The 26,745-nt window shown below is 69.8% G+C and carries 19 protein-coding genes; 10 read left to right on the top strand and 9 right to left on the bottom strand.

All coding sequences use genetic code 11. The features are described from left to right. The 3 genes from IE307_RS42590 to IE307_RS42600 are packed head-to-tail and all read right to left on the bottom strand — an operon-like array spanning nt 1 to nt 2,090. A complete protein-coding gene (locus IE307_RS42590) occupies nt 1-843 on the bottom strand; it encodes a haloalkane dehalogenase (protein WP_191305189.1) in 843 nt (280 codons plus the stop codon). Nucleotides 844-854: 11 nt separating this feature from the next. Next, nucleotides 855-1,268 (bottom strand): MarR family winged helix-turn-helix transcriptional regulator, encoded by a 414-nt coding sequence (locus IE307_RS42595; RefSeq protein ID WP_191305190.1) that lies wholly within the window; start codon nt 1,266-1,268, stop codon nt 855-857. A 33-nt stretch (nt 1,269-1,301) separates the two neighbouring features. Then, nucleotides 1,302-2,090, bottom strand: a complete 789-nt coding sequence (locus IE307_RS42600) for an IclR family transcriptional regulator (protein ID WP_191305191.1) — start codon at nt 2,088-2,090, stop codon at nt 1,302-1,304. Between the two features lie 112 nt (nt 2,091-2,202). Here IE307_RS42600 and IE307_RS42605 point away from each other — a divergent pair, with 112 nt between their 5' ends. From IE307_RS42605 to IE307_RS42640, 8 genes are all read left to right on the top strand, one after another. Beyond that, nucleotides 2,203-2,730, top strand: coding sequence for a SigE family RNA polymerase sigma factor (locus IE307_RS42605; protein WP_191305192.1), 528 nt, complete (start codon nt 2,203-2,205; stop codon nt 2,728-2,730). Then, on the top strand, nt 2,727-3,656 hold the full coding sequence (locus IE307_RS42610; RefSeq protein WP_191305193.1) for a hypothetical protein: 930 nt from the start codon (nt 2,727-2,729) through the stop codon (nt 3,654-3,656). Before IE307_RS42605 ends, IE307_RS42610 begins: the two co-directional genes overlap by 4 nt. Nucleotides 3,657-3,729: 73 nt before the next feature. Next, nucleotides 3,730-5,235 (top strand): histidine ammonia-lyase, encoded by a 1,506-nt coding sequence (gene hutH, locus IE307_RS42615; protein WP_191305194.1) that lies wholly within the window; start codon nt 3,730-3,732, stop codon nt 5,233-5,235. Then, nucleotides 5,235-6,890, top strand: coding sequence for a urocanate hydratase (hutU, locus tag IE307_RS42620; protein WP_191305195.1), 1,656 nt, complete (start codon nt 5,235-5,237; stop codon nt 6,888-6,890). The genes hutH and hutU overlap by 1 nt, the downstream gene beginning before the upstream one ends. Nucleotides 6,891-6,973: 83 nt before the next feature. Further along, a complete protein-coding gene (locus IE307_RS42625) occupies nt 6,974-8,143 on the top strand; it encodes an allantoate amidohydrolase (protein WP_191305196.1) in 1,170 nt (389 codons plus the stop codon). Then, nucleotides 8,140-9,414, top strand: coding sequence for a formimidoylglutamate deiminase (locus tag IE307_RS42630; RefSeq protein ID WP_191305197.1), 1,275 nt, complete (start codon nt 8,140-8,142; stop codon nt 9,412-9,414). Before IE307_RS42625 ends, IE307_RS42630 begins: the two co-directional genes overlap by 4 nt. After that, a complete protein-coding gene (gene hutI / locus IE307_RS42635) occupies nt 9,411-10,544 on the top strand; it encodes an imidazolonepropionase (RefSeq protein ID WP_191305198.1) in 1,134 nt (377 codons plus the stop codon). The genes IE307_RS42630 and hutI overlap by 4 nt, the downstream gene beginning before the upstream one ends. Nucleotides 10,545-10,610: 66 nt before the next feature. Continuing rightward, entirely contained in the window at nt 10,611-11,492 is an 882-nt protein-coding gene (locus IE307_RS42640; RefSeq protein WP_191305199.1) for a hypothetical protein, read from the top strand. Nucleotides 11,493-11,623: 131 nt separating this feature from the next. Here IE307_RS42640 and IE307_RS42645 read toward each other — a convergent pair whose 3' ends face one another. Continuing rightward, a complete protein-coding gene (locus IE307_RS42645; RefSeq protein WP_191305200.1) occupies nt 11,624-12,796 on the bottom strand; it encodes a S8 family peptidase in 1,173 nt (390 codons plus the stop codon). Between the two features lie 143 nt (nt 12,797-12,939). On the opposite strand from IE307_RS42645, the gene IE307_RS42650 reads away from it, so the two are divergent. After that, a complete protein-coding gene (locus tag IE307_RS42650; RefSeq protein ID WP_191305201.1) occupies nt 12,940-13,824 on the top strand; it encodes a DISARM anti-phage system protein DrmE domain-containing protein in 885 nt (294 codons plus the stop codon). A 259-nt stretch (nt 13,825-14,083) separates the two neighbouring features. Further along, the gene (locus IE307_RS42655) at nt 14,084-15,076 is read left to right on the top strand and encodes an aldo/keto reductase (protein WP_191305202.1); all 993 of its coding nucleotides are present in this window, start codon (nt 14,084-14,086) and stop codon (nt 15,074-15,076) included. A 7-nt stretch (nt 15,077-15,083) separates the two neighbouring features. Here IE307_RS42655 and IE307_RS42660 read toward each other — a convergent pair whose 3' ends face one another. The 5 genes from IE307_RS42660 to IE307_RS42680 all read right to left on the bottom strand — a co-directional run bounded on the left by IE307_RS42660 (nt 15,084) and on the right by IE307_RS42680 (nt 26,636). Next, nucleotides 15,084-17,699 (bottom strand): NACHT domain-containing protein, encoded by a 2,616-nt coding sequence (locus IE307_RS42660; protein WP_191305203.1) that lies wholly within the window; start codon nt 17,697-17,699, stop codon nt 15,084-15,086. A gap of 49 nt (nt 17,700-17,748) precedes the next feature. Continuing rightward, nucleotides 17,749-17,925 carry a DUF6104 family protein gene (locus IE307_RS42665; protein WP_189154218.1) on the bottom strand — a complete coding sequence of 59 codons (177 nt, stop codon included), beginning with the start codon at nt 17,923-17,925 and terminating at the stop codon, nt 17,749-17,751. A gap of 81 nt (nt 17,926-18,006) precedes the next feature. After that, entirely contained in the window at nt 18,007-21,702 is a 3,696-nt protein-coding gene (locus tag IE307_RS42670; protein WP_191305204.1) for a multifunctional oxoglutarate decarboxylase/oxoglutarate dehydrogenase thiamine pyrophosphate-binding subunit/dihydrolipoyllysine-residue succinyltransferase subunit, read from the bottom strand. Between the two features lie 293 nt (nt 21,703-21,995). Beyond that, a complete protein-coding gene (locus IE307_RS42675; protein WP_191305205.1) occupies nt 21,996-22,835 on the bottom strand; it encodes an ATP-grasp domain-containing protein in 840 nt (279 codons plus the stop codon). A 60-nt stretch (nt 22,836-22,895) separates the two neighbouring features. Further along, nucleotides 22,896-26,636: an ABC transporter ATP-binding protein gene (locus IE307_RS42680; protein ID WP_191305206.1), complete on the bottom strand. Its 3,741-nt coding sequence runs from the start codon at nt 26,634-26,636 to the stop codon at nt 22,896-22,898. Nucleotides 26,637-26,745: the final 109 nt, after the last annotated feature.

A 26,745-nucleotide genomic window follows, 5' to 3' on the forward strand; every position in this document is an offset into this window, starting at 1 on the left:
CTAAGCAAGATCGTGCCGACCTGCCCAGTGAGCGACGGCCGCCGCGATCTCCTTCGCCTTGTCCTCCTGCGCGTGGTGCCCCGCCTCACCCAGACTCACGACGTCGAGCGCGGCGATGTTCTCCCTGCACCAGTCGGTGAGCAACGGCCCGATGGCCAGCGTCGGCGAGCCCTCGAACGTCAGCAACAGCTTCGGAACAGTTGACGCACCCAGCCACTCGCAGTAGGCCTCCATGCGCGGCACCAAAGCCGGCGGCTCACCGTCGACCGGAAGCTGCCGCACCCACGCCAGCAACGGGCGTCGGCTCTCCCGGTCTGGGTAGGGCTCCAGGTACACCGCCAGGTCCTCGTCCGAGACCGGCGTCAGCACCCCGCCGGTGAACGCCTGGCGCACCAACACGTCCTGCTCCAGCACCAGTTCCTCACCCACACCAGGAGTCCGCAGCCGGCGAGTGCGTTCACGGGCGGCCGGCGGAAGATCAGCGCTCGTCATCGGCTTCAGCATCGCCTCGAAGAAGGCGATGCCCGCGACGCGGTCCGGATGCCTCGCCGCCCAGTCGAACGCGAGCGTGGCGCCCCAGTCGTGGCCGACGAGGACCACGCGGTCGAGGCCGAGGGCGTCGAACCACGCGTCGAGGTAGCGGGAGTGGTCGTCGAACGAGTAGCCGATGGCCGGCTTGCCGGACCTGCCCATGCCGATGAGGTCGGGGGCGAGCCCGCCGAGCTCGGGCAGGACGTGCCGCCAGATGTGCGAGGAGGCCGGGTTGCCGTGCAGGAACACGAAGGGCGCGGTGCCGGACGACTCGTGGTGCATGGTCGAGTCGAGGACGGGGACGACGGGCATCGGGGAGCTCCCTAGTCGAGGGGAACGGCGAGCAGTTCGCGGAGCTCGTCGGAGAACGCGGAGGTGCGGTCGCCCAGCGGCTCCAGCAGGCGGTCCAGCAGCGAGCGGACCACGGCGATGGCGGGCTCGACCGTCGAACGTCCGTGCGGGGTCAGGGTCAGCCGCACGGACCGGGTGTCGACGGTGTCGCGCGTGCGCGCGATGAAGTCCGCGGCCTCCAGGGAGCGCGCCAGCTTCGAGACGTACAGCGGTTCGAGACCGGTGTGGTCGGCCAGTTCGCGTTGGGAGGGCCGGTCGAGGGCGATCAGCGACGACAGCACGACGTACTGCGCGTGCGTCAGTCCGAGGGAGTCCAACGCGCGGTCAACGGCCGTTCGCCACTTCATCGCCAAACGCCACACGAGGTGCCCAGCCGTCGGTCCCATGGCAGATACAGTACATAGCTACTATGTACATGGCTACTGTTCGGAGATCGGGTGACCGCCGATCCGGACGGTGAGCTCGTCGGCGGCCTTGCGGACTTCTCTTGCCAGATCGGGCCACGTCTGGCCGCACGGCGTGTCGCACAGGTGCCGGAACGTCAGCGTGATGGCCGCGATCGGGCGCTCGCCGTGGTCGAACACCGGCGCCGCCACCGAGGCGAACCCCGCCGTCACGAACCCGTCCTCGACCGACCAGCCCTGACGGCGTTCCAGCGTCAGCAGTCTGCGCAGCGCGGGCAGGTTGTGCGGGCCCCGCCCGGTCCGGTCGACGAACGCGGCGACGGACGGCAGCAGCGCCCTGACCTGCGCCGGGGGCAGGTGGGCCAGCATCGCGCGGCCGGAGGCGGTCAGGTGGGCGGGCAGGCGGACGCCGACGTCGGAGACGATCGACTGAGGCTGCCGGGGCTGCTCGCGCACGAGGTAGAGGGCCTCGGCGCCGTGCAGGACGCCCAGGTGCGCGACCTTCTCCATCCGGTCGGCGAGCTTGCGCAGCAACGGGCGGGCCAGCCGTTCCAGCGGGTCGTGCCGCAGGTAGGCGGACCCGAGTTCGAACGCGGCGACGCCCAGGCCGTAGCGCTTCTCCTCGGGGAAGTGCGTCGCGAAGCCCGCCTCGGTCAGTTCGGACAGCAGGTGGTAGGTCGTTGACCTGGGCAGATTGAGCTCGCGCGCCACCGACGCCGCGGAGACGGGCCCCGGTCTGCCCGCCAGCAGCCGGAGGACCGCCAGCCCTCGCCGCAGCGCGGGAACGTCACTGCTGCTGCCCACGAAGTGATTTTCCCACGTGATGCAGCCCACGCCGTTCCTCCATCAGGGCACACTCAACAGAACAGCCTCGAGCTGCGTCATAGGGGTGTGACGGTTTTGAAGGGGGTCGGGATTGACACCGAGTTTCGATGACTTCGTGGCAGAACAGGTGACCCCGTTGCTGCGCTACGCCACCGTGCTCACGTGCGACCCGCACCTGGCCCAGGACGTGGTCCAGGAAGTTCTGCTGCGCGCGCAGCAGAAGTGGGACCGCATCGGGTCCGTCGACCTCCCTCACGCCTACGTCAAGCGCATGGTGACCAACGAGTTCCTCTCGTGGCGCAGACGCAGGGCCGCCAAGGACGTCGCTCTGAGCATGACGACCCTGGAGTCCGTCACCCCGCCCGTCGCGGACAAGACGCACCACTACGACGAGCGGGAAGCGATGTTGCAGCGGATCGCGAAGCTGCCCCGCAAACAGCGGGCGGCCGTGGTGCTCCGCTACTACGAGAACTACGACGACTCGGAGATCGCACAGATGCTCGGTTGTGCCGAGGGAACCGTGCGCAGCCACATCTCACGTGCGCTGGCCACACTCCGCATGGAACACACGCCGGAACCCGCTGGTGTCGGGTCCCGGCTCGGGGAGGGCCTGTCGTGAACGACACCGAACAGCGGATCAAGGAGGCACTCGGCCTGCTGGCCGAACGCACTCCTCACCCGGGACCGACGCTGAACGCGTTGCGGCGCAAGCGCAAGCGGCAGCGGAACAACATCTTCCTCATCGCCACGGCGGGCATGGCCGCGGTCGTCGTCCTGATCTTCGCGGGCGTCGTCGCCAGCGACAGGTACGCGCCGCCGAACCCGAACGACGCCGGCGCGGCGCTCGTGGTCGAACAGCCCTCGCGCCTGCCTCTCAAGTACGCGCCGCACTGGCTTCCCGAGGGGTACGGCGAGGTCTACCGCGGCCTGCTGGACGGCGAACGCGCCTACGTGCCCGCCGGTGCCCAGGGCTACCCGTTCACCAACGGCGGTCCGCTGACCAGGATCTTCAAGTCCAAGGCCAAGCCGGACACGACCGGGTGGGACGAGGTCTCCGTGCGCGGCCTCAAAGCCTGGATCCACACACAGCAGGGCCAGTCGCCCGGCCTGACCGCCGAGCTCGTCTGGGAGGCGCAGGACTGGCTGCACGTCACGGTGCGCGGCACCGACGACGTGAGGCAGACGGCGACGCGCGTCGCCGAGTCGGTGCGCGCGGACGCGAAGGTCGCGCACACGCCACCGTTCACGCTGAACGGCCAGGAGGCCACCGAGGTCTGGGGCAGCTCACCCGGCGACTGGGGCGCGCAGTTCAAGAAGGACCCGCTCGTCGTCCAGGTGTCGACCCGCTCGCCCGGCATCACCGGCACGCCGGTCACGGTGCGCGGCACGCAGGGGATCCAGGCCGACGGCGCCGTCGCGGTGCTGGACGGCTCCGTGTGGGTGACGGTCCAGGGCGCCGCTTCGGTCGAGGAGCTGGTGAAGACCGCGAACGACGTCCAGCTCGCGTCCACGCCCGACACGAGCTGGATCGGCAGGGGGATGTAGACCGTCTGGCATCTCAGACACCATCACCCGCTCCGGGGTCGCCCAGTCGGCTCCGGAGCGGTCTGATGTCTGCATGCGACAACCGGTGGAGCTGGGTCCGAAGCCTCTGACCCTCGAGGACGTTCATGCCGTCGCCCGCGACGGCGCCCCGGTGGAGATCACCGCGGCGGCCCGCGAGGCGGTCACCACCGCCCGCGGCCACATCGAACAGCTCGCCACGGCCGAACGCCCCACCTACGGCGTCTCGACCGGGTTCGGGGCTCTCGCCGTCCGGCACATCCCGCCGGACCGCCGTGCCCAGCTGCAGCGGTCGCTGATCCGCTCGCACGCCGCCGGGTCCGGGCCCGAGGTCGAGCGCGAGGTCGTGCGGGCGCTGATGTTGCTGCGCCTGCGCACGCTCTCGACCGGCCACACCGGCGTCCGGTTGTCCACTGTGGACGCCATGGCCGGGATGCTGAACGCCGGCATCACGCCGATCGTGCACGAGTACGGCTCGCTGGGCTGCTCCGGCGACCTGGCGCCGCTCTCGGCCAACGCGCTGGCGTTGATGGGCGAGGGCATGGTCCGCAACTCGCGCGAGGAGCTCGTGCCCGCCGCCGAGGCGTTGGCGGAAGCCGGCATCGAACCGGTGCAGCTGGCAGAGAAGGAAGGCCTCGCGCTGATCAACGGCACCGACGGCATGCTCGGCATGCTGTCGCTGGCGATCGCCGACCTGACCAGGCTGCTGGACATCGCCGACCTCACGGCCGCCATGAGCGTCGAGGCGCTGCTGGGCACCGACCGCGTCTTCGAGCCGCAGCTGCACGCGCTGCGCCCGCACCCCGGCCAGAACCTGTCCGCGGCCCGGATGCTCGCGTTCCTGCGCGACTCCGAGATCGTCGCCTCGCACCGCGGCCCGGACTGCACCCGCGTGCAGGACGCGTACTCGTTGCGCTGCTCCCCGCAGGTGCACGGCGCGGCCCGCGACACCGTGGCGTACGCGGCGACGGTGGCCGACCGCGAGCTGGCGTCCGTGATCGACAACCCCGTCGTGCTGGCCGACGGACGGGTCGAGTCCAACGGCAACTTCCACGGCGCGCCCGTCGCCTACGCGCTCGACTTCCTGGCCATCCCGCTCGCGGACGTGGCCTCCATCGCCGAGCGCCGCACCGACCGCATGCTCGACGTCTCGCGCTCGCACGGCCTGCCGCCGTTCCTCGCCGACGACCCCGGTGTCGACTCCGGCCACATGATCGCCCAGTACACGCAGGCGGCGATCGTGTCCGAGCTCAAGCGCCTGGCCGTGCCGGCGTCAGTCGATTCGATCCCGTCCTCCGCGATGCAGGAGGACCACGTGTCGATGGGCTGGTCCGCCGCCCGCAAGCTGCGCAAGGCCGTGGACGGTCTCACGACCGTGCTGGCCATCGAACTGCTCACCGCCGCACGGGCGCTCGACCTGCGCGCGCCCCTCAAGCCCGCCCCCGCGACGGCCGCCGCCGTGGCGAAGCTGCGCGAGACGGTCCAGGGCCCCGGCCCCGACCGCCACCTCGCCCCCGAGATCGCCGCCGCCGAGGCCCTCATCCGAAGTGGAGCCCTGTAATGGTTGTTCGCGCTGACCGCGGCACCGAGCTGACCGCGAAGAACTGGTCCACCGAGGCCGCCCTGCGGATGTTCCACAACAACCTCGACCCGGACGTCGCCGAGCGCCCCGAGGACCTCGTCGTCTACGGCGGCACGGGCAAGGCCGCGCGCGACTGGCCGTCGTTCGACGCCATCACCCGTGAGCTGAGGAACCTCGAGGCCGACGAGACGCTGCTCGTGCAGTCGGGCCGTCCGGTCGGCGTCATGCGCACGAACGAGTGGGCGCCGCGCGTGCTCATCGCGAACTCGAACCTCGTGCCGGACTGGGCGAACTGGCCCGAGTTCCGCCGCCTGGAGGCCGAGGGCCTCACGATGTACGGGCAGATGACCGCCGGTTCGTGGATCTACATCGGCACCCAGGGCATCCTGCAGGGCACCTTCGAGACGTTCGCCGCCGTCGCCACCAAGCGCTTCAACGGGACTTTGAAGGGCACGCTGACCGTCACGGCCGGACTGGGCGGCATGGGCGGTGCGCAGCCTCTCGCCGTGACGATGAACGAGGGCGTCGCGCTGTGCATCGAGGTCGACCCGCACCGCGCCCAGCGTCGCCTGGAGACCCGCTACCTCGACGAGGTCGCGGACGACCTGGACTCGGCCATCGAGCGTGTGCTGGCCGCCAAGGCCGCTGGTGAGGCCGTGTCCGTCGGTGTCGTGGGCAATGCGGCGGAGATCCTGCCGGAACTGCTGCGCCGCGAGGTCGCGATCGACATCGTCACGGACCAGACGTCGGCGCACGACCCGTTGGCGTACCTGCCGGTCGGTGTCCCGCTGGAGGACTGGGCGTCGTACGCCGCCGCGAAGCCCGAGGAGTTCACCGACCGGGCGCGCAAGTCGATGGCCGCGCACGTCGAGGCCATGGTCGGGTTCATGGACCGCGGCGCCGAGGTGTTCGACTACGGCAACTCGATCCGCGGTGAGGCGCAGCTCGGCGGCTACGAGCGCGCGTTCGCGTTCCCCGGCTTCGTGCCCGCCTACATCCGGCCGCTGTTCTGCGAGGGCAAGGGCCCGTTCCGCTGGGCCGCGCTGTCCGGCGACCCGGCCGACATCGCCAAGACCGACAAGGCGATCCTCGAGCTGTTCCCGGACAACGAGCAGCTGCACCGGTGGATCAAGATGGCGGGGGAGCGCGTCGAGTTCCAGGGCCTGCCCGCCCGCATCTGCTGGCTCGGCTACGGCGAACGGCACCTCGCGGGCCTGAAGTTCAACGAGATGGTGGCGTCCGGCGAGCTGTCCGCGCCGATCGTCATCGGGCGCGACCACCTCGACTGCGGCTCGGTGGCCTCCCCGTACCGCGAGACCGAGGCGATGGCCGACGGCTCCGACGCGATCGCGGACTGGCCGCTGCTCAACGCCCTGGTCAACACGGCCTCGGGTGCGACGTGGGTGTCGATCCACCACGGTGGTGGCGTGGGCATCGGCCGCTCGATCCACGCCGGCCAGGTGACGGTCGCGGACGGTACTCCGCTGGCCGCGCAGAAGATCGAGCGCGTGCTGACCAACGACCCCGGCATGGGCGTCATCCGGCACGTGGACGCCGGGTACGACGAGGCGAAGACGGTGGCAGCGGACAAGGGCGTCCCCATCCCGATGATGCACAGGCCAATGGAGGGCTGAAAATTGTCAGACCTCGCTGGGACAATTGAATCAGGGGACCCCCTGGGAGGGGACCCCTGCGTGAGCCTGCCGGTGGAGGCGTGATGCTCGACCAGATCACCGATGTCGGCCGCGACCTCAAGCGCGGCGGTTACTCGCGTCACGGCTACGACAAGCCGGAGCTCGAACTGCGGCACTGGTTCGTCGAGCAGGCCGTCAAGCGCGGCCTGAACGTCGAGACCGACCAGAACGGCAACCTCTGGGCGTGGTGGGGCGAGCGCGGCGACGACGCGCTCGTCACCGGCAGTCACCTGGACTCGGTGCCCGGTGGTGGCGCGTTCGACGGGCCGCTCGGGGTGACGTCGGCTCTGGAGGCCGTCGACCTGTTGCAGGCCAAGGGTTTCACGCCCGCGCGGCCGTTCGCGATCACGGTGTTCGCCGAGGAGGAGGGCGGCCGGTTCGGGGTCGCCTGCCTCGGCTCCCGGCTGCTGACCGGTGCCATCTCCCCGGAGAAGGCGCTGAACCTCAAGGACCCGGACGGCGTCACGCTCGCCGAGGCCATGAAGGCGGCGGGGTACGACCCCGGCCTGGTCGGCCGCGACGAACGGGCGTTGAAGCGCATCGGCCAGTTCGTCGAGCTGCACGTCGAGCAGGGCCGCGGCCTCACGGTGCCGGTGGGGGTGGCGAGCAGCATCCTCGCGCACGGCCGGTGGCGCTTCACGTTCTCCGGCGAGGGCAACCACGCCGGAGCGACGTTGATCGAAGACCGCCGCGACCCGATGCTCCCGGCCTCCCAGCTCGTGCTGGCGGCGCGGAAGGCGGCTCGCGGTGGCGGGCGTGCGACCGTGGGGAGGCTCGTCCCCAACCCCGGTGGCACGAACGTCATCGCGTCCACTGTGGACGTCTGGCTGGACGCGCGGGACAGCGACGACGCGCGCACCCGTGCGATGGTCGCGGAGATCTCCGAGGCTGCTGAGCGGGCTGCCGAGGAGGAAGGCTGCGCGCTGAGGATCACCGAGGAGTCGTACGGCGACACGGTGCACTTCGACGCAGCTCTGCGGGACGACATCGCTTCGGCGCTCGGCGGCGTTCCGGCGCTGCCGACCGGCGCGGGTCACGACGCGGGCATCCTCGCGGAGCACGTGCCGACCGCGATGCTGTTCGTGCGCAACCCCACCGGCGTGAGCCACGCGCCGGAGGAGTTCGCCGAGCAGGCCGACGTCGACGAGGGCGTCAAGGCGCTGGCCGCGACCATCGAACACCTCGGCTCGTGAACTTCTGGTGCGAGCGGGCCTGGTTGCTCTCCGGGCTCGCCGAACGCGTCCTACTCAGGGTCGAGAACGGCGTGATCTCGAACGTGTCCACAGTGGACACGATTCCGCTGGGTGTGCGCAGGCTGCACGGCATCGTGGTGCCGGGCTTCGCGAACGCCCACTCGCACGCGTTCCACCGGGCGCTGCGGGGCCGGACGCACGACGGCGGTGGCACGTTCTGGACGTGGCGCGAAGGCATGTACGCGCTGGCGTCGAAGCTGACACCCCAGTCGTACTACCGCCTGGCCCGCGCGGTCTACGGCGAGATGGCGCTCGCCGGGGTGTCGGCCGTCGGCGAGTTCCACTACGTCCACGACAGGTCGAACGAGTTCGGGTACGCCCTGCGGGAAGCGGCCAAGGACGCCGGCATCCGGCTGACGCTGCTCGACACCTGCTACCTCGCGGGCGGCATCGACCAGCCCGTCAACGAGGTGCAGCGGCGTTTCTCCGACGGCACGGCCGAAGCGTGGGCCACCAGGGTCGGCGAGCTGAAGTCCGACGACGTGATGCGCGTCGGCGCGGCCATCCACTCGGTCCGCGCCGTCCCGCGAGCCGAGCTCCCCGTGGTGGCGCAAGCGTTTCCGGACGCGCCGCTGCACGTCCACCTCTCCGAGCAACCGGCCGAGAACGAGGCGTGCCTCGCTGCTTACGGGGTGACGCCGACCGGCCTGTTGCACGAGGCCGGCGCACTGTCGCCTCGAACGACGGCCGTGCACGCCACGCACCTCACGCCGGAGGACATCGCGCTGCTGGGCGGTTCCGGCACGGGTGCGTGCTTCTGCCCGACCACCGAGGCGGACCTGGCCGACGGCATCGGCCCGGCCCGGGAGCTGGCCGACGCGGGCAGCCCGCTCTCGCTAGGCAGCGATCAGCACGCGGTGATCGACCCGCTGCTGGAGTCCCGCGCGCTGGAGCACCACGAACGGCTCCGCACCGGTCAGCGCGGCCGTTTCTCGCCGTCCGAACTGCTCGGCGCGGCCACCCGCCACTCGGCGATCGGCTGGGACGGCGGCCGCATCGAGCCGGGCGCGCCCTGCGACCTCGTGGCGATCAGCTGCTCGACGCCGCGCACCGCGGGTTCGTTGCCGCAGCAGGTCCTCCTGTCCGCGACGGCGTCCGATGTGGACACCGTGGTGGCAGGCGGCCGGGTGGTCGCGAGCGGTGGCGTGCACGAGACCCTGGGAGACGTCGGCAGGCTGCTGGCGGACGCGATCGAGGAGCTGTGGGCATGAGCGTGCTGATCACCGGCATCGGTGAGCTGACCACGAACAGCGAGTCCGCCGGTGACGCGCTGGTGATCGACGGCGCGGAGATCGCCTGGGTCGGCGACGCCTCGAACGCCCCCGCGGCGGACGAACGCGTCGACGTCGAGGGCCGCGCGGTGCTGCCCGGCTGGGTCGACAGCCACACCCACCTGGTCTTCGCGGGCGACCGCACCGCCGAGTTCGGCGCGCGCATGGCCGGCAAGCCCTACACCGCGGGCGGCATCGCCGTGACCGTCAACGCGACCCGTGCCGCGACCGACGAGGAACTGGCCGCCGTCGTGCGCAAGCACGTCGCCGAGGCGCTCAGGCAGGGCACGACGTTCGTCGAGACCAAGACCGGCTACGGCCTGAACGTGGCCGACGAGGTCCGAAGCGCCCGCATCGCCGCCGAGCACGCCGACGAGGTCACGTTCCTCGGCGCCCACCTCGTGCCGCCCGGCGAGGACGCCGACACCTACGTCGAACTGGTCCGCGGCGAGATGCTCGACGCCGTCGCACCGCTCGTGCGCTGGGCTGACGTGTTCTGCGAGAAGGGCGCCTTCGACTACGACCAGTCGAAGGCCGTGCTGGTGGCCGCTCAGCAGAAGGGTCTCGGCCTGCGGGTGCACGGCAACCAGCTCGGCGAGGGCCCCGGCGTGCGGCTGGCCGTGGAGCTCGGCGCCACCTCCGTCGACCACTGCACGTACCTGTCGGCGGACGACGTCGACGCGCTGGCGTCGTCGGACACGGTCGCGACGCTGCTCCCGGCGTGCGACCTGTCGACCCGCCAGTCGCTGCCGCCCGCCCGCGCCCTGCTGGACGCCGGTGCGACGGTCGCGCTCGCCAGCAACTGCAACCCCGGCTCCTCCTACACCTCGTCGATGGCGTTCTGCGTGACGACGGCGGTCCTGCAGATGCGGATGACCGTCGAGGAGGCGGTGTGGGCGGCGACGGCGGGAGGCGCGCGGGCGTTGCGACGGGACGACGTCGGTGTCATCCGGCCCGGTTCGCGCGCTGACCTGCACGTGCTGGACGCCCCCTCGATCACGCATCTGGCGTACCGGCCCGGCGTCCCGTTGACGCACTCGGTGTGGCGTCAGGGGCAACGCGCCAATTGAGACCGGGGTCCCGGCACCCGTCGTGTGGGCCTGTTGGCGGAAGGTGCGGGGCCGTACGGTGTCCCCGTGGTGGATTTCGCGGAGGCGCTGACGAAAGCCGTCGACAACAGCGGCCTGAGTCTCGAACGCATCCAGCACCACCTCGCCGCCCGCGGCATGCAGGTGAGCATCTCGACGCTGAGCTACTGGCGCCGCGGCCGCAGCCGCCCGGAACGCCCCGAGTCGCTGAAGGTCGTCGCCGCGCTGGAGGAGCTCCTCGAACTCGGCGAGGGCTTCCTGACCGACCGGCTGGGCGACAAGCGGCCGCGGGGGCGCTGGGTCGACCAGGCGCTGTCGCTCGAGGACATGTGGGACTCGCGGGCGACGGACCTCGGTGAGGTCATGTCGCGGATCGACCGCCTGCAACCGACCGCGTCGACGTACCTGAGCGTGCAGGACCGGCAGGTGGTCGGGCCGGACCGCCGCGAGGTCTCGAACCGCTGCACCGGGGTGATCCAGGCGCTGGAGGACGGCGTCGACCGGTTCCTCGCGATCCAGCTGGCCGATGCCACCGACCTCGGTGTGCCGTCGATCGAGGCGGGGCCGCCGTGCCGGCTCGGGCGGGTGCGCAGCGAGGACTCGACGGGCTTCCTCGTGGCGGAGATCCTGTTCGACCGGATGCTCAGGGCCGGGGAGACGGCGCTGGTCGACTACACGGTCCGGATGAGGCCCGGTGCGGACAGCGAGGTCTGCGACCGGCGGTTCCTGCGGCCGGTGAACGACTACACGCTGCAGATCGGCTTCCACCCCGACGCCGTGCCCGCGCGGTGCTTCCAGTTCGCGCGGCCGTCGTTGCACGAACCGGAGACCGCTCTGAACGACCTGTGGATCGGGACGACGGCATCAACGCACATCCACGTGCGGAACTCGAAGCCCGGGATCTATGGAGTGCGGTGGGAGTGGGAGTAGCCGCTACTCCCACTCCCACCGCAAGCGCCCCCCAGTCGAAATGATGCTTCGGCCGAGCCGCATTCGGCCGTGGGCATCGAGGGCGCCCAGGATGGCCGTCGCCGCCGCAGGGAGGCGGCGACGGCAAGTCCCTAGACCTTCAGCAGCAGGTTCGGTGAACCCGTCCTGATGTCGGTCAGCTTGTTCGGCGTGGCCGCGCCGACCAGGGCGTTGCGCACCTGGGCGGGCGTCGCGGACGGGTTCGCGCTCAGGTACAGCGCGGCCGCTCCGGCGACGTGCGGGGAGGCCATCGACGTGCCGCCCATGGACCGCGTGCCGGTGTCGTTGCTGTGCGAGGCGGAGACGATGTCGCTGCCCGGCGCCCAGATGTCGAGGCACCTGCCGTGGTTCGACGAGCCCGCGGAGTAGATCGACCGCTTGTCGGCGCGGTCCGAGGCGCCGACGGTGATCGCCTCCGGCGTGCGGGCCGGGGTGAAGTTGCAGGCGTCCTGACCGCTGTTGCCACCCGCGAGCACGTAGGTGAAGCCCGTGCTGATCGAGCGCTTGACGGCGTTCTCCAGCGAGGCGTTCGTGCCGCTGCCACCGAGACTCATGTTGACGACGGCGGGCTTCTTGCCGTTGGCCGTCACCCAGTCGATGCCGCGGATGATGCCGTCCCACGGGCCGCTGCCGTTGCAGTCGAGCACGCGGACGCCGATGAGCTTGGCCTTCTTCGCGACGCCGTACGTCTTGCCGCCGACCGTGCCGGCGACGTGCGTGCCGTGGCCCTGGCAGTCCTGGGCGACGGAATCGTTGTCGATGAAGTCGTAACCGTCGGAAGCGCGGCCCTCGAATTCGGAATGCGTTTTCCTGATTCCGGTGTCGAGAACGTACGCCGTCACGTTCGACGCGGTGTTCGGGTAGGTGTAGCTGCGGCTGAGCGGCAGGTTCGCCTGGTCGATCCGGTCGAGACCCCAGACGGGATTCGCCTGGGTGGCCTGGATCGTGGCGAACGTGTTGCGCTCGACGAATTCGACGTCGGGGTCGGCCGCGAGCCGCCGCGCCTGTCGTTCGGACATCCCGGTGACGGAGAAACCGTTCAGCGCGGTGCTGTAGGTGTGCTTGACGTTGCCCTGGTAGCGGGACGCCAACGCGCCGGCAGGGGTGCGCGCTCCGTCCTTCAGCACCACGATGTAGCTGCCCTCGACCGCTTGTGCGCCCGCACCGGGGAGCACCGCTTCCTCAGCGATCGCGGTGGGCGTCAGCATCGCCGTGGAAGCGATGCCCAATGCCGCCGCGATGGCGACATGACGCCGTGGTGACATGAGTTCCTCCTGGCAGGGAATGAACTGGGGAACACCAAGAAACTAACGCGGCATGTGCTTCGGATAACAGGTTCGAAACTTCGGTCCTCAATACTGTCAAAACTGTGGCGCGCGCACTCGGTCACTCACAGTAGTATCCGGCGGTGTCGGAATTCGCTGAAGCGCTGACGCTGGCCGTGGAGGCGAGCGGGCTCAGCCTGGAGCGGATCCAGCACCACCTGGAGTCACGCGGCGTGCAGGTGAGCCAGTCGACGCTGAGTTACTGGCGCCGTGGCCGCAGCCGCCCGGAACGTCCCGAGTCGCTCGCGGCCGTAGCCGCTCTCGAGGAGATCCTGCAGCTCTCGCCGGGCGCGTTGACGAGCAGGCTCGGGGGCAGGCGTCCGCGCGGCCGGTGGGTGGAGCGCGCCACCGCGCTGGAGGGCATCTGGCGTGACGCCGCGATCGACCTCGGCCGTGAGATCACCCGCGTCGACAGGCTGCTCCCGGCCCCGGCTCGTTACCTCAGCGTGCGGGACCGCGCGCTGATCGGACAGGACAGGCGCGAGATCGAGATCCGCAGCAGCGCGGTGATCGAGGCGTTCGAGGACGGCGTCGACCGGATGCTGCTCGCCAAGACGGCCGACGACACCGACCTCTCGCCCGGCGGCATCGTCGCCGAGAAGACGTGCCGCGTGGGCAGGGTGCGCAGGGACGACGAGCAGAAGCTGCTCGTCGCGGAGATCATCCTCGACCGCGTGCTGCAGGCCGGCGAGACCGCGCTCGTCGACCTGCGGCTGATCTCCGACCCCGGCGCCGACAGCGCCTGTGCCGACCGCACGTTCCTCCGCACGGTGCGCAACTACGTGCTGGAGGTCGAGTTCCACCCCGCCGCGGTTCCCGTGCGCTGCCACAGCTTCACCCGCTCCGAGCCCGGCGGGCCGGACGTGGAGACGGGCGAACTGTGGATCGGCACCACCGCCGCCGCGCACCTGCTGGTGCACGAGGCCCAGGCGGGCTCCGTGCACGGCATCAGGTGGGAGTGGGAGTAGCGGCCCTCGCTCGCTATTCGCACGACTGCGCACCGGATTCCTGTTCCCTGCGTGCAGAGAGCGGTCGCGAACAATGCCGCCACAACGCAGGTGTTGATTCTCGTCAGGTCCTCCAGGCAAGGGGGAACGCGATGAAACGTGAACTCACTAGCGGGTGAATTGGCGGCGTAGAAAATTCGGTGACCGACACTGTCGAACCTGTGGCGAGCTGGAGCAGCTCCACGTGGCACAACGCCGCGCCGCGGGGCAGGCTGGAAGCATGGAGTACACCCAGCTCGGTCGCAGCGGCCTGTCCGTCTCCCGCCTGTGCCTCGGCACGATGAACTTCGGCCCCGAGACCTCCGAGACCGACAGCCACGCGATCATGGACCGCGCCCACGAACACGGCCTGAACTTCTTCGACACGGCCAACGTCTACGGCTGGAAGAAGGGCGAGGGCGTCACCGAGAACATCATCGGCAACTGGTTTGCCAAGGGCGGCACCCGCCGCGAGCGGACCGTCATCGCCACCAAGCTCTACGGCAGCATGGGCGACTGGCCGAACGAGACCAAGCTCTCCGCCCTGAACATCCGCCGCGCCGCCGACGCCTCGTTGAAGCGCCTCCAGACCGACTACATCGACCTCTACCAGATGCACCACGTCGACCGGGACACGCCGTGGGACGAGATCTGGGAGGCCTTCTCCGTCCTGCGCCAGCAGGGCAAGGTCATCTACTTCGGCTCGTCGAACTTCGCCGGCTGGCACATCGCCCAGGCTGCCGAGGCCGCTCGTACGCGCGGGTTCCTCGGGCTGGTGTCGGAGCAGTCGATCTACAACCTGATGACCCGCTGGGTGGAGCTGGAGGTCCTGCCGGCCGCTCGTCACTACGGCCTGGGCGTCATCCCGTGGTCGCCGCTGCACGGCGGGCTGCTGGGCGGCGTGCTGCGCAAGCAGCGCGAGGGCGGGGTCTCCCGGTCCGCGTCCGGGCGTTCCGCCGACGCGCTGGAGAAGAACAGGGACCAGATCGAGGCCTACGAGAAGTTGTGCGCCGAGATCGGCGAGGACCCGGCGAACGTCGGTCTCGCGTGGTTGCTGCACCAGGACGGCGTCACGGCGCCGATCATCGGGCCGCGCACCGGTGAGCAGCTGGACAACTCGCTGCGGGCGGCGGAGTTGAAGCTCGACGCCGACGTGCTGGCGAAGCTCGACGAGCTGTTCCCGGCACCGGCGCCGAACGGGTCGAAGCCCGCTCCGGAGGCCTACGCCTGGTGATCCGCCGCTAGTCGGTGGCCAGGACGATCGTCTCGTTCGCGGGGATTCTGCCGTCGGCGCGTCGCTGCAAGATCGACGCGCTGGCGGCCAGCGAACGGAAATGAGGCCAATTGGCCTTGTCTGTCTCGTGTGCCAAACACGTCGCGAGGAGGCGCACCGATGCCGCTTCTTCGGCAGTGACCGGTTCGCGCCTGGAGAAGAGGGCTGCGGCTCGCACGACGAGGTCCGGAAGACGAGCCTGTCCCCACCGAGTCGTCGGGCATTCCTGCACATGCCGGAGTGCTTTCGGGAAATCCGCGTCGAGGCGTGGATTGCCCTTGGACTCGAACATGTCGACGAACGTCCGGCTGAACTGCTCGGTGAAGTTCGTGCGCTTCGGGTTGGCCGCCATGGCCGCTCTGCACAGTGCTCTTCCAAACAAACCTTCCGGTTTCAAGGCTCGCATGTGCCGGATCTCTATCCGGAGCAACTTCGATTTAGCGGGCGACCAGTGAAGGTCAGGCGCGATCCTGAACACATACCCGAGTTCCATGATTTCAGGCAGCAGCACGAGGTCGGCGTGCAAGTCCTCTCGCACCTCCTGCATCGTGACCGAGAAGTGTGCCCGCTCCTCGGCTTCTGCGGTGTGAGGGGACAGCACTTCGAGTTTCGCGGCCAGCGGGGACGACATCAGCTCGTCTGCGACGGCGAGGCGGAAGATCTGCTCCGCAGCCGCGATGCGGTTGACCCAGTCGACGAAGCCGACCACATCGCGGTGCCACATCCCTCTGGCGGGTTCGTCAGGCCCGCCCAGCGGAACATCCGGCATGCCAGGCGATTCCTGCGCCAAGAACAGCTTGTAGACGCGCACGGGTACCGGTTCGGCGCAGATGTGGGTGCCCGCGCCGGTGCGCACGAGCTTGCGCAGGTGTCGTGCCACCAGCACGCGGGTGATGAGGGTGCGCAACGAGGGTTCGGCGTCGGAGTCGTACGGGGTGTCCAGCAGGTCGTCGAGCCTCTTCCGAAGTTCCGGTGCGAGTTCGCTGCCCTGTTCGGCGATGTCGAACGCCAGCGACAAAGTCCACACAGAGCCGAATTCGAAGACCGCCCTCACGATCGCGTCGGCACTGGCACGGGCCACGTGCAGCAGTGTCGTTTCGCGCCACCACAGGTTGTTGACGTTGTCGACCAACACCTTCGTCAGCTGCTTCTCGCGGATGTGATGTGCTGCCAGGAACTCCTGGAACGTCAGGTGCGCGAACGCGAAGGTGTCGCGCTCGCGCTCCAGCAACAGGCCGCACGACGTCATGTCCGCCAGAAAGGCGTTCTCGTCCAGCCCACCCGCCATGCGGCGCAGGGAAGAGCGGAACTCGACAGCGATCTCGTCCCTGCTGACGTCGCGCACTTCGCGACTCATCATCGAGAACGCGAGTCCGCTCATGAGCGTCATCTTCTGCTCGCCGCTCAGCTCCGATCGGAGCCTTTTCGCCTCCTGCCGCCGCCACAGCAGCACCTGGCAGATCTCGCTGTACAGGTCCACGCGACTGCCGGGCAGCGCGCCGCGGAACTTGTGGACGTTCGCGATCATGGTGAGCAGCAACGGGTTCACCGACAGCTCGTAGAGCGAAGGGTTCTGGTGCAGGCGCTCCAGGAGGTCGTTCGCCTCACCCTCGGCGCGGCGGGCGATCTCGGGCGACTTCTCGCCGGTGCTGCGCTGCTCGAAAGCGAAGTACCAGCTCCGCACGAACCTGGTCACCTGCTCGTCGGTGAAGCCGCGGACCTGCACGACGTCGGCGCCCGACACCGGAGCCGACTCGTAGCCGTGCGGGCGGGACGTGATCACGAAGTCGTTCGACGGGTGGCGCGCGATCTGGCGTTCGACCCAGTCCGAGACGGTGCGGCGGTTCTGGTGGTCCGCGACCTCGTCCAGGCCGTCGAGGAGCACCACGCACGAACCGGCGCGCAGCTTCTGCTCGAACCAGCCTGCCGGAGCGGCCCGGTCGACCAGGTCCGTCAGCGCGGTGTCCTCGGCGATCGCCTGAACGTGGTCGCGGAGGTAGAGGAGCACCGGAATGCCGCGCCGCCGGCGGCGCTTGCGGCACACGAGCAGCGCGGTGTGGCGGAGCAAGGTCGTCTTGCCACAGCCCGGTGCGCCGATCACGGCGAGCACCACGGGCTTGGGCTGGTCGATCAGGTCGCCGATGAAGCGGCGTTCGGGGTGCACCTGGTGGTGGCCCAGCACGTCCGAGGGGACCTTCGCCGGGTCGCTGTGGACGAGGCTGATGTCGACGAAGACCTCGTCGAGTTCGGGCGTGTAGAAGCCCATCGTGGCGAGACCCTTGAGGTCGATGAACCTCAGGTTGCCTAGCACGGCCTCGCGGTAGCGGCGTTCGAAGCCGGACAGACGGCGGCGTGTGCCCTCGTCGATGGTTCTGGCGAGGTCGTCCTTCCATCGCCTGTTCAGCTCGTCGGCGGTGCCGCCGACGAGCTTGCCCGCGAAGCTCAGGCCGAGGACCACCGCTTCGTAGGCGACGAACGCGATCAGGGCCAGGACCGGGTGTGCCTTCGCCCAGGCCTGCAAGAAGGCGAAGGCGGCGGCCGGTGGTGCGATGGCCGCGCCGAGCAGGCCGAGCGTCTTGCCCATGCACCTCTAGTCGCCCGAGGTGCACGGGATGTCACGTTATTCGAGGTGACTAGTCCTCGAAGTCGTCGTCGCGCGCCAGGAACGTGGCGAAGCGCTCGATCGGCGTCTCGAAGTCCGGGTTGGCGTCGACGAACTCGCGCAGCTTGTCGGCCAGCCACGCGAAGGTGACCTCCTCCTCGCCGCGCCGCTTCTCGAGCTCCTCGATGCCGCGATCGGTGTGGTACATGGCTAGAACTCCTAGAGGGCTTGAGAAAACGAGCCGCCGGACCCCAGCGGAGTCCGGCGGCTCGTTTCGTTCAGGACCGGCCTACTCGAACGCGCGGGTGATGATCTCGCGCTGCTCGACCTCGTGCACCTTGCTCGAACCGGCCGACGGGGCGGCCATCGGGCGGCGGGACACGCGGCGGACGGTGCCCAGGTGCTCCGGCAGGAGCTCCGGGAGGGCGAGGCCGTAGAACGGCCAGGCACCCTGGTTCGCCGGCTCCTCCTGGACCCAGCGGACGTCCTTCGCGTTCGGGTAGCGCTCCAGGGTCTCGGTCAGCTTGCGGGCCGGGACCGGGTAGAGCTGCTCGACGCGCACGATCGCCACGTCGCCGCCGCCGCGCTTCTCGCGCTCGGCGTGCAGCTCGTAGGAGATCTTGCCGCTGCACAGCAGGACCTTCGTGACCGCGTTCGGGTCCTTGACGGTCGGGTCGTCCATCACCGAGTGGAAGCGGTCGTTGATGAACTCGTCGGTCCCGGACACGGCGGCCTTGAGGCGCAGCATGGACTTCGGCGTGAACACGATCAGCGGCCGGTCGACGCCGTCGAGGGCGTGGCGACGCAGCAGGTGGAAGTAGTTCGCCGGAGTCGACGGCACCGCGACGGTCATCGAGCCCTCGGCGCACAGCTGCAGCCAGCGCTCGATGCGGCCCGACGTGTGGTCGGGGCCCTGGCCCTCGTGGCCGTGCGGCAGCAGGATCACGACGTCGGAACGCTGACCCCACTTGGCCTCACCGGACGAGATGAACTCGTCGATGATCGGCTGCGCGCCGTTGACGAAGTCACCGAACTGCGCCTCCCACAGCACCAGCGCCTGCGGGTTCGCCACCGAGTAGCCGTACTCGAAGCCCACGGCCGCGAACTCCGAGAGCACCGAGTCGTAGACCATGAACTTGCCCTGGTCCTCGGACAGGTGCTGCAGCGGCGTGTGCTCCGCGCCGGTCTTGCGGTCGATCAGGGTCGCGTGGCGCTGCACGAACGTGCCGCGGCGCGAGTCCTGGCCGGCCAGGCGGATGTTGCGGCCCTCGATCGCGAGCGAGCCGAAGGCGAGCAGCTCGGCGAACGCCCAGTCGATGCCACCCTCGCGCGCCATCTTGGCGCGGCGGTCGAGCACCGGCTTGACGCGGGCGTGCGGCGTGAAGCCCTCGGGCAGCTTCACGTGGGCGTCGGCGATGTGCTCCAGCGTCTCGCGGGAGATGCCCGTGGGCAGCTTCGCCGGGATCTGCTGCTCGGCCTCCACCGAAGGACTGGCCTTCACCGGGTGCTTCTCGAGCTCGCGGACCTCGTTGAAGACGTGCTCCAGCTGGCTGGAGAAGTCCTGCAGCGCCTTCTCGGCCTCTTCGACCGTGATGTCGCCGCGGCCGATCAGGGACTCGGTGTAGGTCTTGCGCACCGAGCGCTTCTGGTCGATCACGTCGTACATCGCCGGCTGCGTCATCGAGGGGTCGTCGCCCTCGTTGTGGCCGCGGCGGCGGTAGCAGACCATGTCGATCACGACGTCCTTGGCGAACGCCTGGCGGTACTCGACGGCCAGCTTCGCGACCCAGTAGCAGGCCTCGGGGTCGTCGCCGTTCACGTGGAAGACCGGCGAGCCGATCATCTTCGCGACGTCGGTCGAGTACTTCGAGGACCGCGAGTGCTCCGGCGCGGTGGTGAAGCCGACCTGGTTGTTCACGACGATGTGCACCGTGCCACCGGTGCGGTAACCGCGGACCAGCGCCAGGTTCAGCGTCTCGGCCACGACACCCTGACCGGCGAACGCCGCGTCACCGTGCATGGCGACCGGCAGCACCGGGAAGAAGTCGCCGCCCTTGTCGAGCATGTCCTGCTTGGCGCGGACGATGCCCTCCAGAACCGGGTCGACGGCCTCGAGGTGCGACGGGTTGGCGGTCAGCGACACCTTGGTCTCGCCGTCGCCGAACATGCGGAAGTACTTGCCCTCGGCACCGAGGTGGTACTTCACGTCGCCGGAGCCGTGCGCCTGACCGGGGTCGAGGTTGCCCTCGAACTCGCGGAAGATCTGCGAGATCGGCTTGCCGACGATGTTCGCGAGGACGTTGAGGCGGCCGCGGTGCGGCATGCCGATGACGACCTCGTCGAGCTCGTGCTCGGCGGCCTTGTCGAGCACCGCGTCGAGCAGCGGGATGACGGTCTCGCCGCCCTCGAGCGAGAAGCGCTTCTGGCCGACGTACTTCGTCTGCAGGAACGTCTCGAACGCCTCAGCCGCGTTCAGCTTGCTGAGGATGTACTTCTGCACGGTGGCCGGCGGCTTCTCGTGCGGGACCTCGACGCGCTCCTGGATCCACTGGCGCTCTTCGGGCTCGAGGATGTGCATGTACTCGACGCCGACGGTGCGGCAGTACGAGTTGCGCAGCACGCCCAGGATGTCGCGGAGCTTCATCCGCTCCTTGCCGGCGAAGCCGCCGACCGGGAACTCGCGGTCCAGGTCCCACAGCGTCAGGCCGTGGCTGAGCACGTCCAGGTCGGCGTGGGAGCGCTGGCGGTAGTTCAGCGGGTCCGTGTCGGCCATCAGGTGGCCGCGCGTGCGGAACGCGTCGATCAGCTCGATGACGCGCGCCGTCTTGTCGACAGCGCCCTCGGGGATGTCGGCGACCCAGCGGATCGGCTCGTACGGCAGCCGCAGCGACGCGAAGATGTCGTCGTAGAAGCCGTCCTCGCCCAGCAGCAGCTGGTGGATGCGCTTGAGGAACTCGCCCGACTCCGCGCCCTGGATGATGCGGTGGTCGTACGTGGAGGTCAGCGTGATGATCTTGCTGACGCCCATGTCGGTGAGCGCCTGCTCGCTGGTGCCCTGGAAGTGCGCGGGGTACTCCATCGCGCCGACGCCGATGATCGCGCCCTGACCGGCCTGCAGACGCGGCACCGAGTGGTTCGTGCCGATCGTGCCGGGGTTGGTCAGCGAGATCGTGGTGCCGGAGAAGTCGTCCGCCGTCAGCGAGCCGCCGCGGGCCTTGCGGATCAGGTCCTCGTAGGCCTGCCAGAACTGCGTGAACGTCATGTTCTCGCAGCCCTTGACCGACGCGACGACCAGCGTGCGGCTGCCGTCCTTGCCGGGCAGGTCGATCGCCAGGCCGAAGTTCACGTGCTCCGGCGTGACGACGAACGGCTTGCCGTCGACCTCGGCGTAGTGCCGGTTCATGTTCGGGAACGCCTGCAGCGCCCGGACCACCGCGTAGCCGATGACGTGCGTGAAGGAGACCTTCCCGCCGCGCGTCCGCTTCAGGTGGTTGTTGATGACGATGCGGTTGTCGGCCAGCAGCTTGGCGGGCACGGCACGCACGCTGGTCGCGGTCGGAACGGTGAGCGACAGCTCCATGTTCTTCGCGATCGCGGCGGAGGCACCGCGCAGCTGCTTCTGCTCGGGCTGCGCGCTCTGCGAGACCGGCTTGGCCTTGGCGGCCTGCTGCGGCGCGGGCTTGCCGGTCGACGGCAACGAGGCCGCCTGCTTCGGCTGCGACTGCGCGGCAGGCTTGGGTGCGGCGGCGGGCGCGGGCTTCGCCTTGTCGGCGGCCGGCGGCGTCACGGTCGCGGTCGTGGTGGCCGTGGAGCCACCCGCGCTGGCCGTGGCGGCACTGCCGTTGCCGCCCGCCCGCTTGTAGTCGGCAAAGAAGTCGTGCCATGCCGGGTCTACGGATGACGGGTCCGCGAGGAACTGCTCGTACATCTCCTCGACGAGCCACTCGTTCGGCCCGAATTGTGACGCAGGACTGCTGCTGGACACGGCTGGCGCTCGCCTCTATCCATCTCGCTCTTGGTGATGACTCATGCGGTACTCAGGTTAGTCCCCCCGGCATGGGCCTTCACACGCTGGAGGCCCCTGGCAAGGAGTGCTCTGTCACAGGATCGATCAGGACGGGCCTGCCGTCACCCGCAGTTGAGCATTTCTTGAGGTGCGTCTCACCACGTCACCTCCTTTCGGGTATTGCGCACTGAGCTGTTTGACGGGCATACGCACACAGCGCGGTGATCAGTTCACGATAGGTACACCGCGGCTGCTTTGCGGATTGATCTTGTTCAGGTCAGTGAACTGCGGATCGAGGCCGTCATCGCCGCCGTGAACCTGGCTCTCGCGTCGTCCGTCGTGCGGTCCAGCGACAGGTACGGGTTCAGGTCCTCGAGTTCGACGAGGAGCAGGTCGCCGCTTCGCGTGCGGCACGCGTCGACGCGCTGGACGCCGTGGGCGAGGTCGTTCCAGCCGACGAACTCCCGCGCGAAATCCAGGTCCTCCGCGCTCGGGGTGTAGTTCGCGAGTTCCCAGCGCCGGGACGGGTCCGGGGCGTTCAGCGCGTACTGGAAGTCGTGGTCCACGAAGTAGAACGAGACCTCGTACCGAAAATCGATCTTCGGCTGGACGAGGATTTCCGCCCCGTCGCTCGCTTTCGCCGCCAGGTTGCTTTGCAGGTCCTGCGCCGGGACGAACTCCAGGCCGTGCGAGTCGGCGCCCGCTTTCGGCTTCACGACGTAGGTGTCGGACCGGGGGAGGCGGTCCAGGTGGTCGTGCGAGTCGACCGTCGGGATGACCGGGTGCCCCTGGGCGGTCAGGTCGACCAGGTACTGCTTGCCCGCCATGTCGCCCTTGCCCGTCAGCGGGTTGTAGACGCGCTGACCCGTGGCTTCCGCTTGCCGGCGGAACTCGGCGTAGGCGGAGGGGTAGTCGATCACCGGTCCGCTGTTGCGGACCACGACGGTGTCGAAGTCCCGCATGAGGGCGATGGCGTCTTCCGGGTGGCAGATGGCCAGGTCGAAGGCCTGTCTCAGGTGCGAGGTCAGGTAGATGTCCTCGTCGCAGTACCGGCGGCCCCTGGCGGGGTAGGCCAGGTTGGAGACGTAGAGGACGTGGGGGCGGTTTGGCATGGGTGTGCTCCTCCGGCCGTCGGCTGGCCGCGGTGTCAGCGGGGTGGTCGGTCGCGGTGGCTATGCGGCCTCTGAGGTGTCGCCGTGCCGCCAGAGGCGGGCGTAGGTGCCGTTCGCCGCCAAGAGCTCGGCGTGGGTGCCCTGTTCGATCACCCGGCCGTCGGCCAGGACGACTATCCGGTCCGCCCTTGCCGCCGTGGCCAGGCGGTGGGCGACCACGAAGGTGGTCCTGGAGCCCGTGAGCTGGTCGCTCGCGGCCAGCACCGCCGACTCCGTGGCCGGGTCCAGGGCCGCTGTCGCCTCGTCGAGGAGCAGGAGATCCGGGTCGACCAGTTCGGCCCTGGCCAGGGCCACCAGCTGGCGCTGGCCCGCGGACAGGTGGTTGCCCCGTTCGCCCACCGGTTGGTGGAAGCCGTTCTGGAGCGAGGCGACCATGGGCAGGGCGCCCACGGCCGCTGTGGCCGCTTCGATCTCCTCGTGCGTGGCCGTGGGACGGCCGTAGGCGACGTTGGTGGCCAGGTCGCCTCCGAACAGGTGCGCTTCCTGCGGGACGACGCCCAGCCTCTGGCGGTAGGCGGAGAGGTCGTAGGTGCGGATGTCGGTGCCGTCCACCAGCACTTCGCCCGTCGTGGCGTCGTAGAAGCGGGCGATCAGCTTGACGAGGGTGGACTTGCCCGCGCCCGTCTCGCCCACCAGCGCGACCGTTTCGCCCGGGCTCACGTGGAGGCTCACGTCGTCGAGCGCCGGGGTCTCGGCGCTCGTGTACGTGAAGGAGACGTTGCGCAACTCCACCTCGCCGCGGAGGCGGGCCGGCACCGGGACCGGCTCCGACGGCGGTTCGACCGTGCTCGGGGTGCGCAGCAGGTCGCCGATCCTGCGCAGACCCACCCGCGCCTGCTGGTAGCCGTCGAAGACGCCGGAGAGTTGCTGGATCGGGCTGAAGAACAGGCCGAGGTAGAGCAGGAAGGCCAGCAGGACGCCCGGTGTGAGGGAACCCGTCGCCACCCGGTGCGCGCCCACGGCCAGGACGACCGCTTGGGCCACGCCCGAGAGCATCGACACGAACGGGAAGTACGTGGCGATGTAGCGCTGGGCCCGCAGGCGGGTGCGGCGGTAGGCGTCGCTGCGTTCCGCGAAGGCCGCCGCCGAGCGGCGTTCTCTCGTGTAGGCCTGGGAGACGCGCAGACCCGAGACGTTCTCCTGCAGGTCGGCGTTGACGGCGCTGACCCGCTCCCTGGCCTCCGCGTAGGCGGTGGAGGAGAGGCGCTGGAAGACCACCGTGGCGATGGCGAGCACCGGCAGCACCGACAGGGCGATCAGGGCCAGCGAGGCGTCGGTGAGCACCAGGGCCGCGGTGATGCCCACGACGGTGATCAGGCTGATGACGGCGGTGACGAGGCCGGTCTGCAGGAACGTCGAGAGGGCGTCGACGTCCGTCGTCATCCTCGTCATGATGCGGCCGGCCATCTCGCGCTCGTAGTAGTCGAGGCCGAGGCGTTGCAGGTGGGCGTAGCTGCGGACGCGCAGCAGGTAGAGCAGGCGTTCGCCCAGGCGGGCGGCGAAGACCGTGCTGCCCGCCGTCGTCAGCCAGCCGACCACGACGAGGCCGACGCCCAGGACCACGGCCTGCCACAGCGCCGACTCCGCGCCACCGACCACGCCGCCGTCGATGCCCAGGCGGACCAGCGAGGGCATGCCCATGCCCACCAGCGCGTCCAGCACCACCAGGGCCGCCACGCCGCCCAGGGCCCAGCGGAACGGGCGCAGGAGGCGGGCGAGGCGGAAGGCCGGGTCGGGGGCGCGCGGGTCCTCGTCGTGCAGGACGGGGACCTCGGTGGCCGGGGGCAGCGAACGGACCTGGGCCAGCAGCTCGGGAGTGGGCGGGCCGCCGGCCAGGGCCGCCATGCTGCCGCCTCCCGCGCCCCCTCCACCTCCGCCGCGCCTGCCGGACGCGGCCGGCGTCGAGGTCTTGGCCTCGGCGATCAGGCGGTCGTCGAGCTCCTCCTGCGACAGCGTCGGCCACAGCTCGCCGGTCTGGACGGGCGCGGCGGACTCGATCGCCTCACCGGGGCCCGCGAGCAGGTCGCGGTAGAGGGCGCAGCGGGCGATCAGCTCGGAGTGCGTGCCGACGTCGACCACGCGGCCCGCGTCCAGGACCGCGATGCGGTCGGCCAGCGACAGCGTGGAACGCCTGTGCGCCACCAGGAGAGTCGTGCGGTGGGCCGTCACCGAGGCCAGCGTCGAGTGGATGGCGGCCTCGGTCGCGTTGTCGACGGCGGACGTCGCGTCGTCCAGCACCAGGACGCGCGGGTCGGAGAGCAGCGCGCGGGCCAGGGCCACGCGCTGGCGCTGACCACCGGACAGCGTGAGGCCGCGTTCACCCACCACCGTGTCGTACCCGAGCGGCAGGGCGTTGATGAAGTCGTGGGCCTCCGCGGCCTTCGCGGCGCGCTCGACCTCCTCGCGCGACGCGTCGGGGTTGCCGTACGCGATGTTCGAGAACACCGTGTCGGAGAAGAGGAAGGCCTCCTCGAACACCACGCCCACCGTGCCGCGCAACGACTCCAGCCTCAACGTCCGCACGTCGGCACCGCCGACGCGGACCGAACCCGCGTGCACGTCGTAGAAACGGGGCAGCAGCAACGAGACCGTCGACTTGCCGGACCCCGCGGTGCCCACCAGCGCCAGCGTCTCGCCCGGCTCGACGGAGATCGAGAAGTCCTGCAGCACGGGTTCGCTCCGCGCATACCCGAAGGTCACACCGGAGAACGAGACCCCGAGCGGACCGTCCGGCACCTCGCCGGGGCCGTCCGTCACGTCCGGCTGCGAGTCGATCAGCTCGTAGACCCGCTCCACACCGGCGCGGGCCAGCTGCGCGGACACCATCAGGCTCGACAGCAACCGCGTCGGCCCCACGAGGTTCGCCACGTACGTCGTGAAAGCCAGGAACGTGCCCAGCGTGACCTGGCCGTGCAACGCGAGCCAGCCACCCAGCCCCAGCACCGCGACCTGACCGAGCAACGGCAGCGCCGTCACCGTCGCGAGCGGCTTCGAGGACAACCGCGCCGCCCGCATCCGCTCCGCGAACAGGAACTTGGCGTGCTTCTCCAGCCGGGCGACCTCACGAGCCTCCTGGCCGAAGCCCTTCACCACGCGGACACCGGTGACGGTCTCCTCGACGTGCTGCGCCAGATCCGCCGCCCGCTGCTGCGCCGACCACGTGGCCGGGAACAACGTCAGCCGCGTGCGCCCGGCCAGCCACGCCACCAGCGGCAGCACGACCACCGCGATGATCGTCAGCGGGATCGACAGGTAGATCATCGCCGCCAGCGCGGCAAACGCGAACACCACCGTCCCCACCGCCAGCGGCGCCATCATCAGCAACGACTGCACCAACTGCAGGTCCGTGATCGACCGCGACACGATCTGCCCGGTCCGCAACTCGTCCTGCTTCGCCCCGTCGAGCCGCTGCACCGCCGAGAACACCCCGAGCCGCAGGTCGTGCTGCACCCCCAGTGCCAACCGCCCGCCCAGGTACCGGCGCAGGAACGCCGACCCGAACGTGAGCACCTCGAGCACGATCAACGCCACCATGAGCGGCCACAACCGATCGGTGCGCCCACCCGTCGAGTCGTCGATCGCCGTCTTGAGCAGCAACGGCCCCGCCGCCTGAAGACCCACGCCGACGACCGCGGCGAGCACCGACAGCACCACCAGCCGGGGGTGCTGCCAGCAGGCCGCGGACAGTCGGCGGATCCAGCCCTTCGTCACGAGCCCCACACTACGTTCGGTGTCCGACATAAAAGTGTGACGTCAGAAACCGCAGGTCAGGGGAGCATCGCCAGTCGCACCTGGGACCGCGGGGCGGCTACGCGCAGGCCGGGTGCGGCGTGGGCCGACCACGTATGCA

The sequence above is a fragment of the Lentzea cavernae genome (assembly GCF_014653695.1).
Lineage (GTDB): Bacteria > Actinomycetota > Actinomycetes > Mycobacteriales > Pseudonocardiaceae > Lentzea > Lentzea cavernae.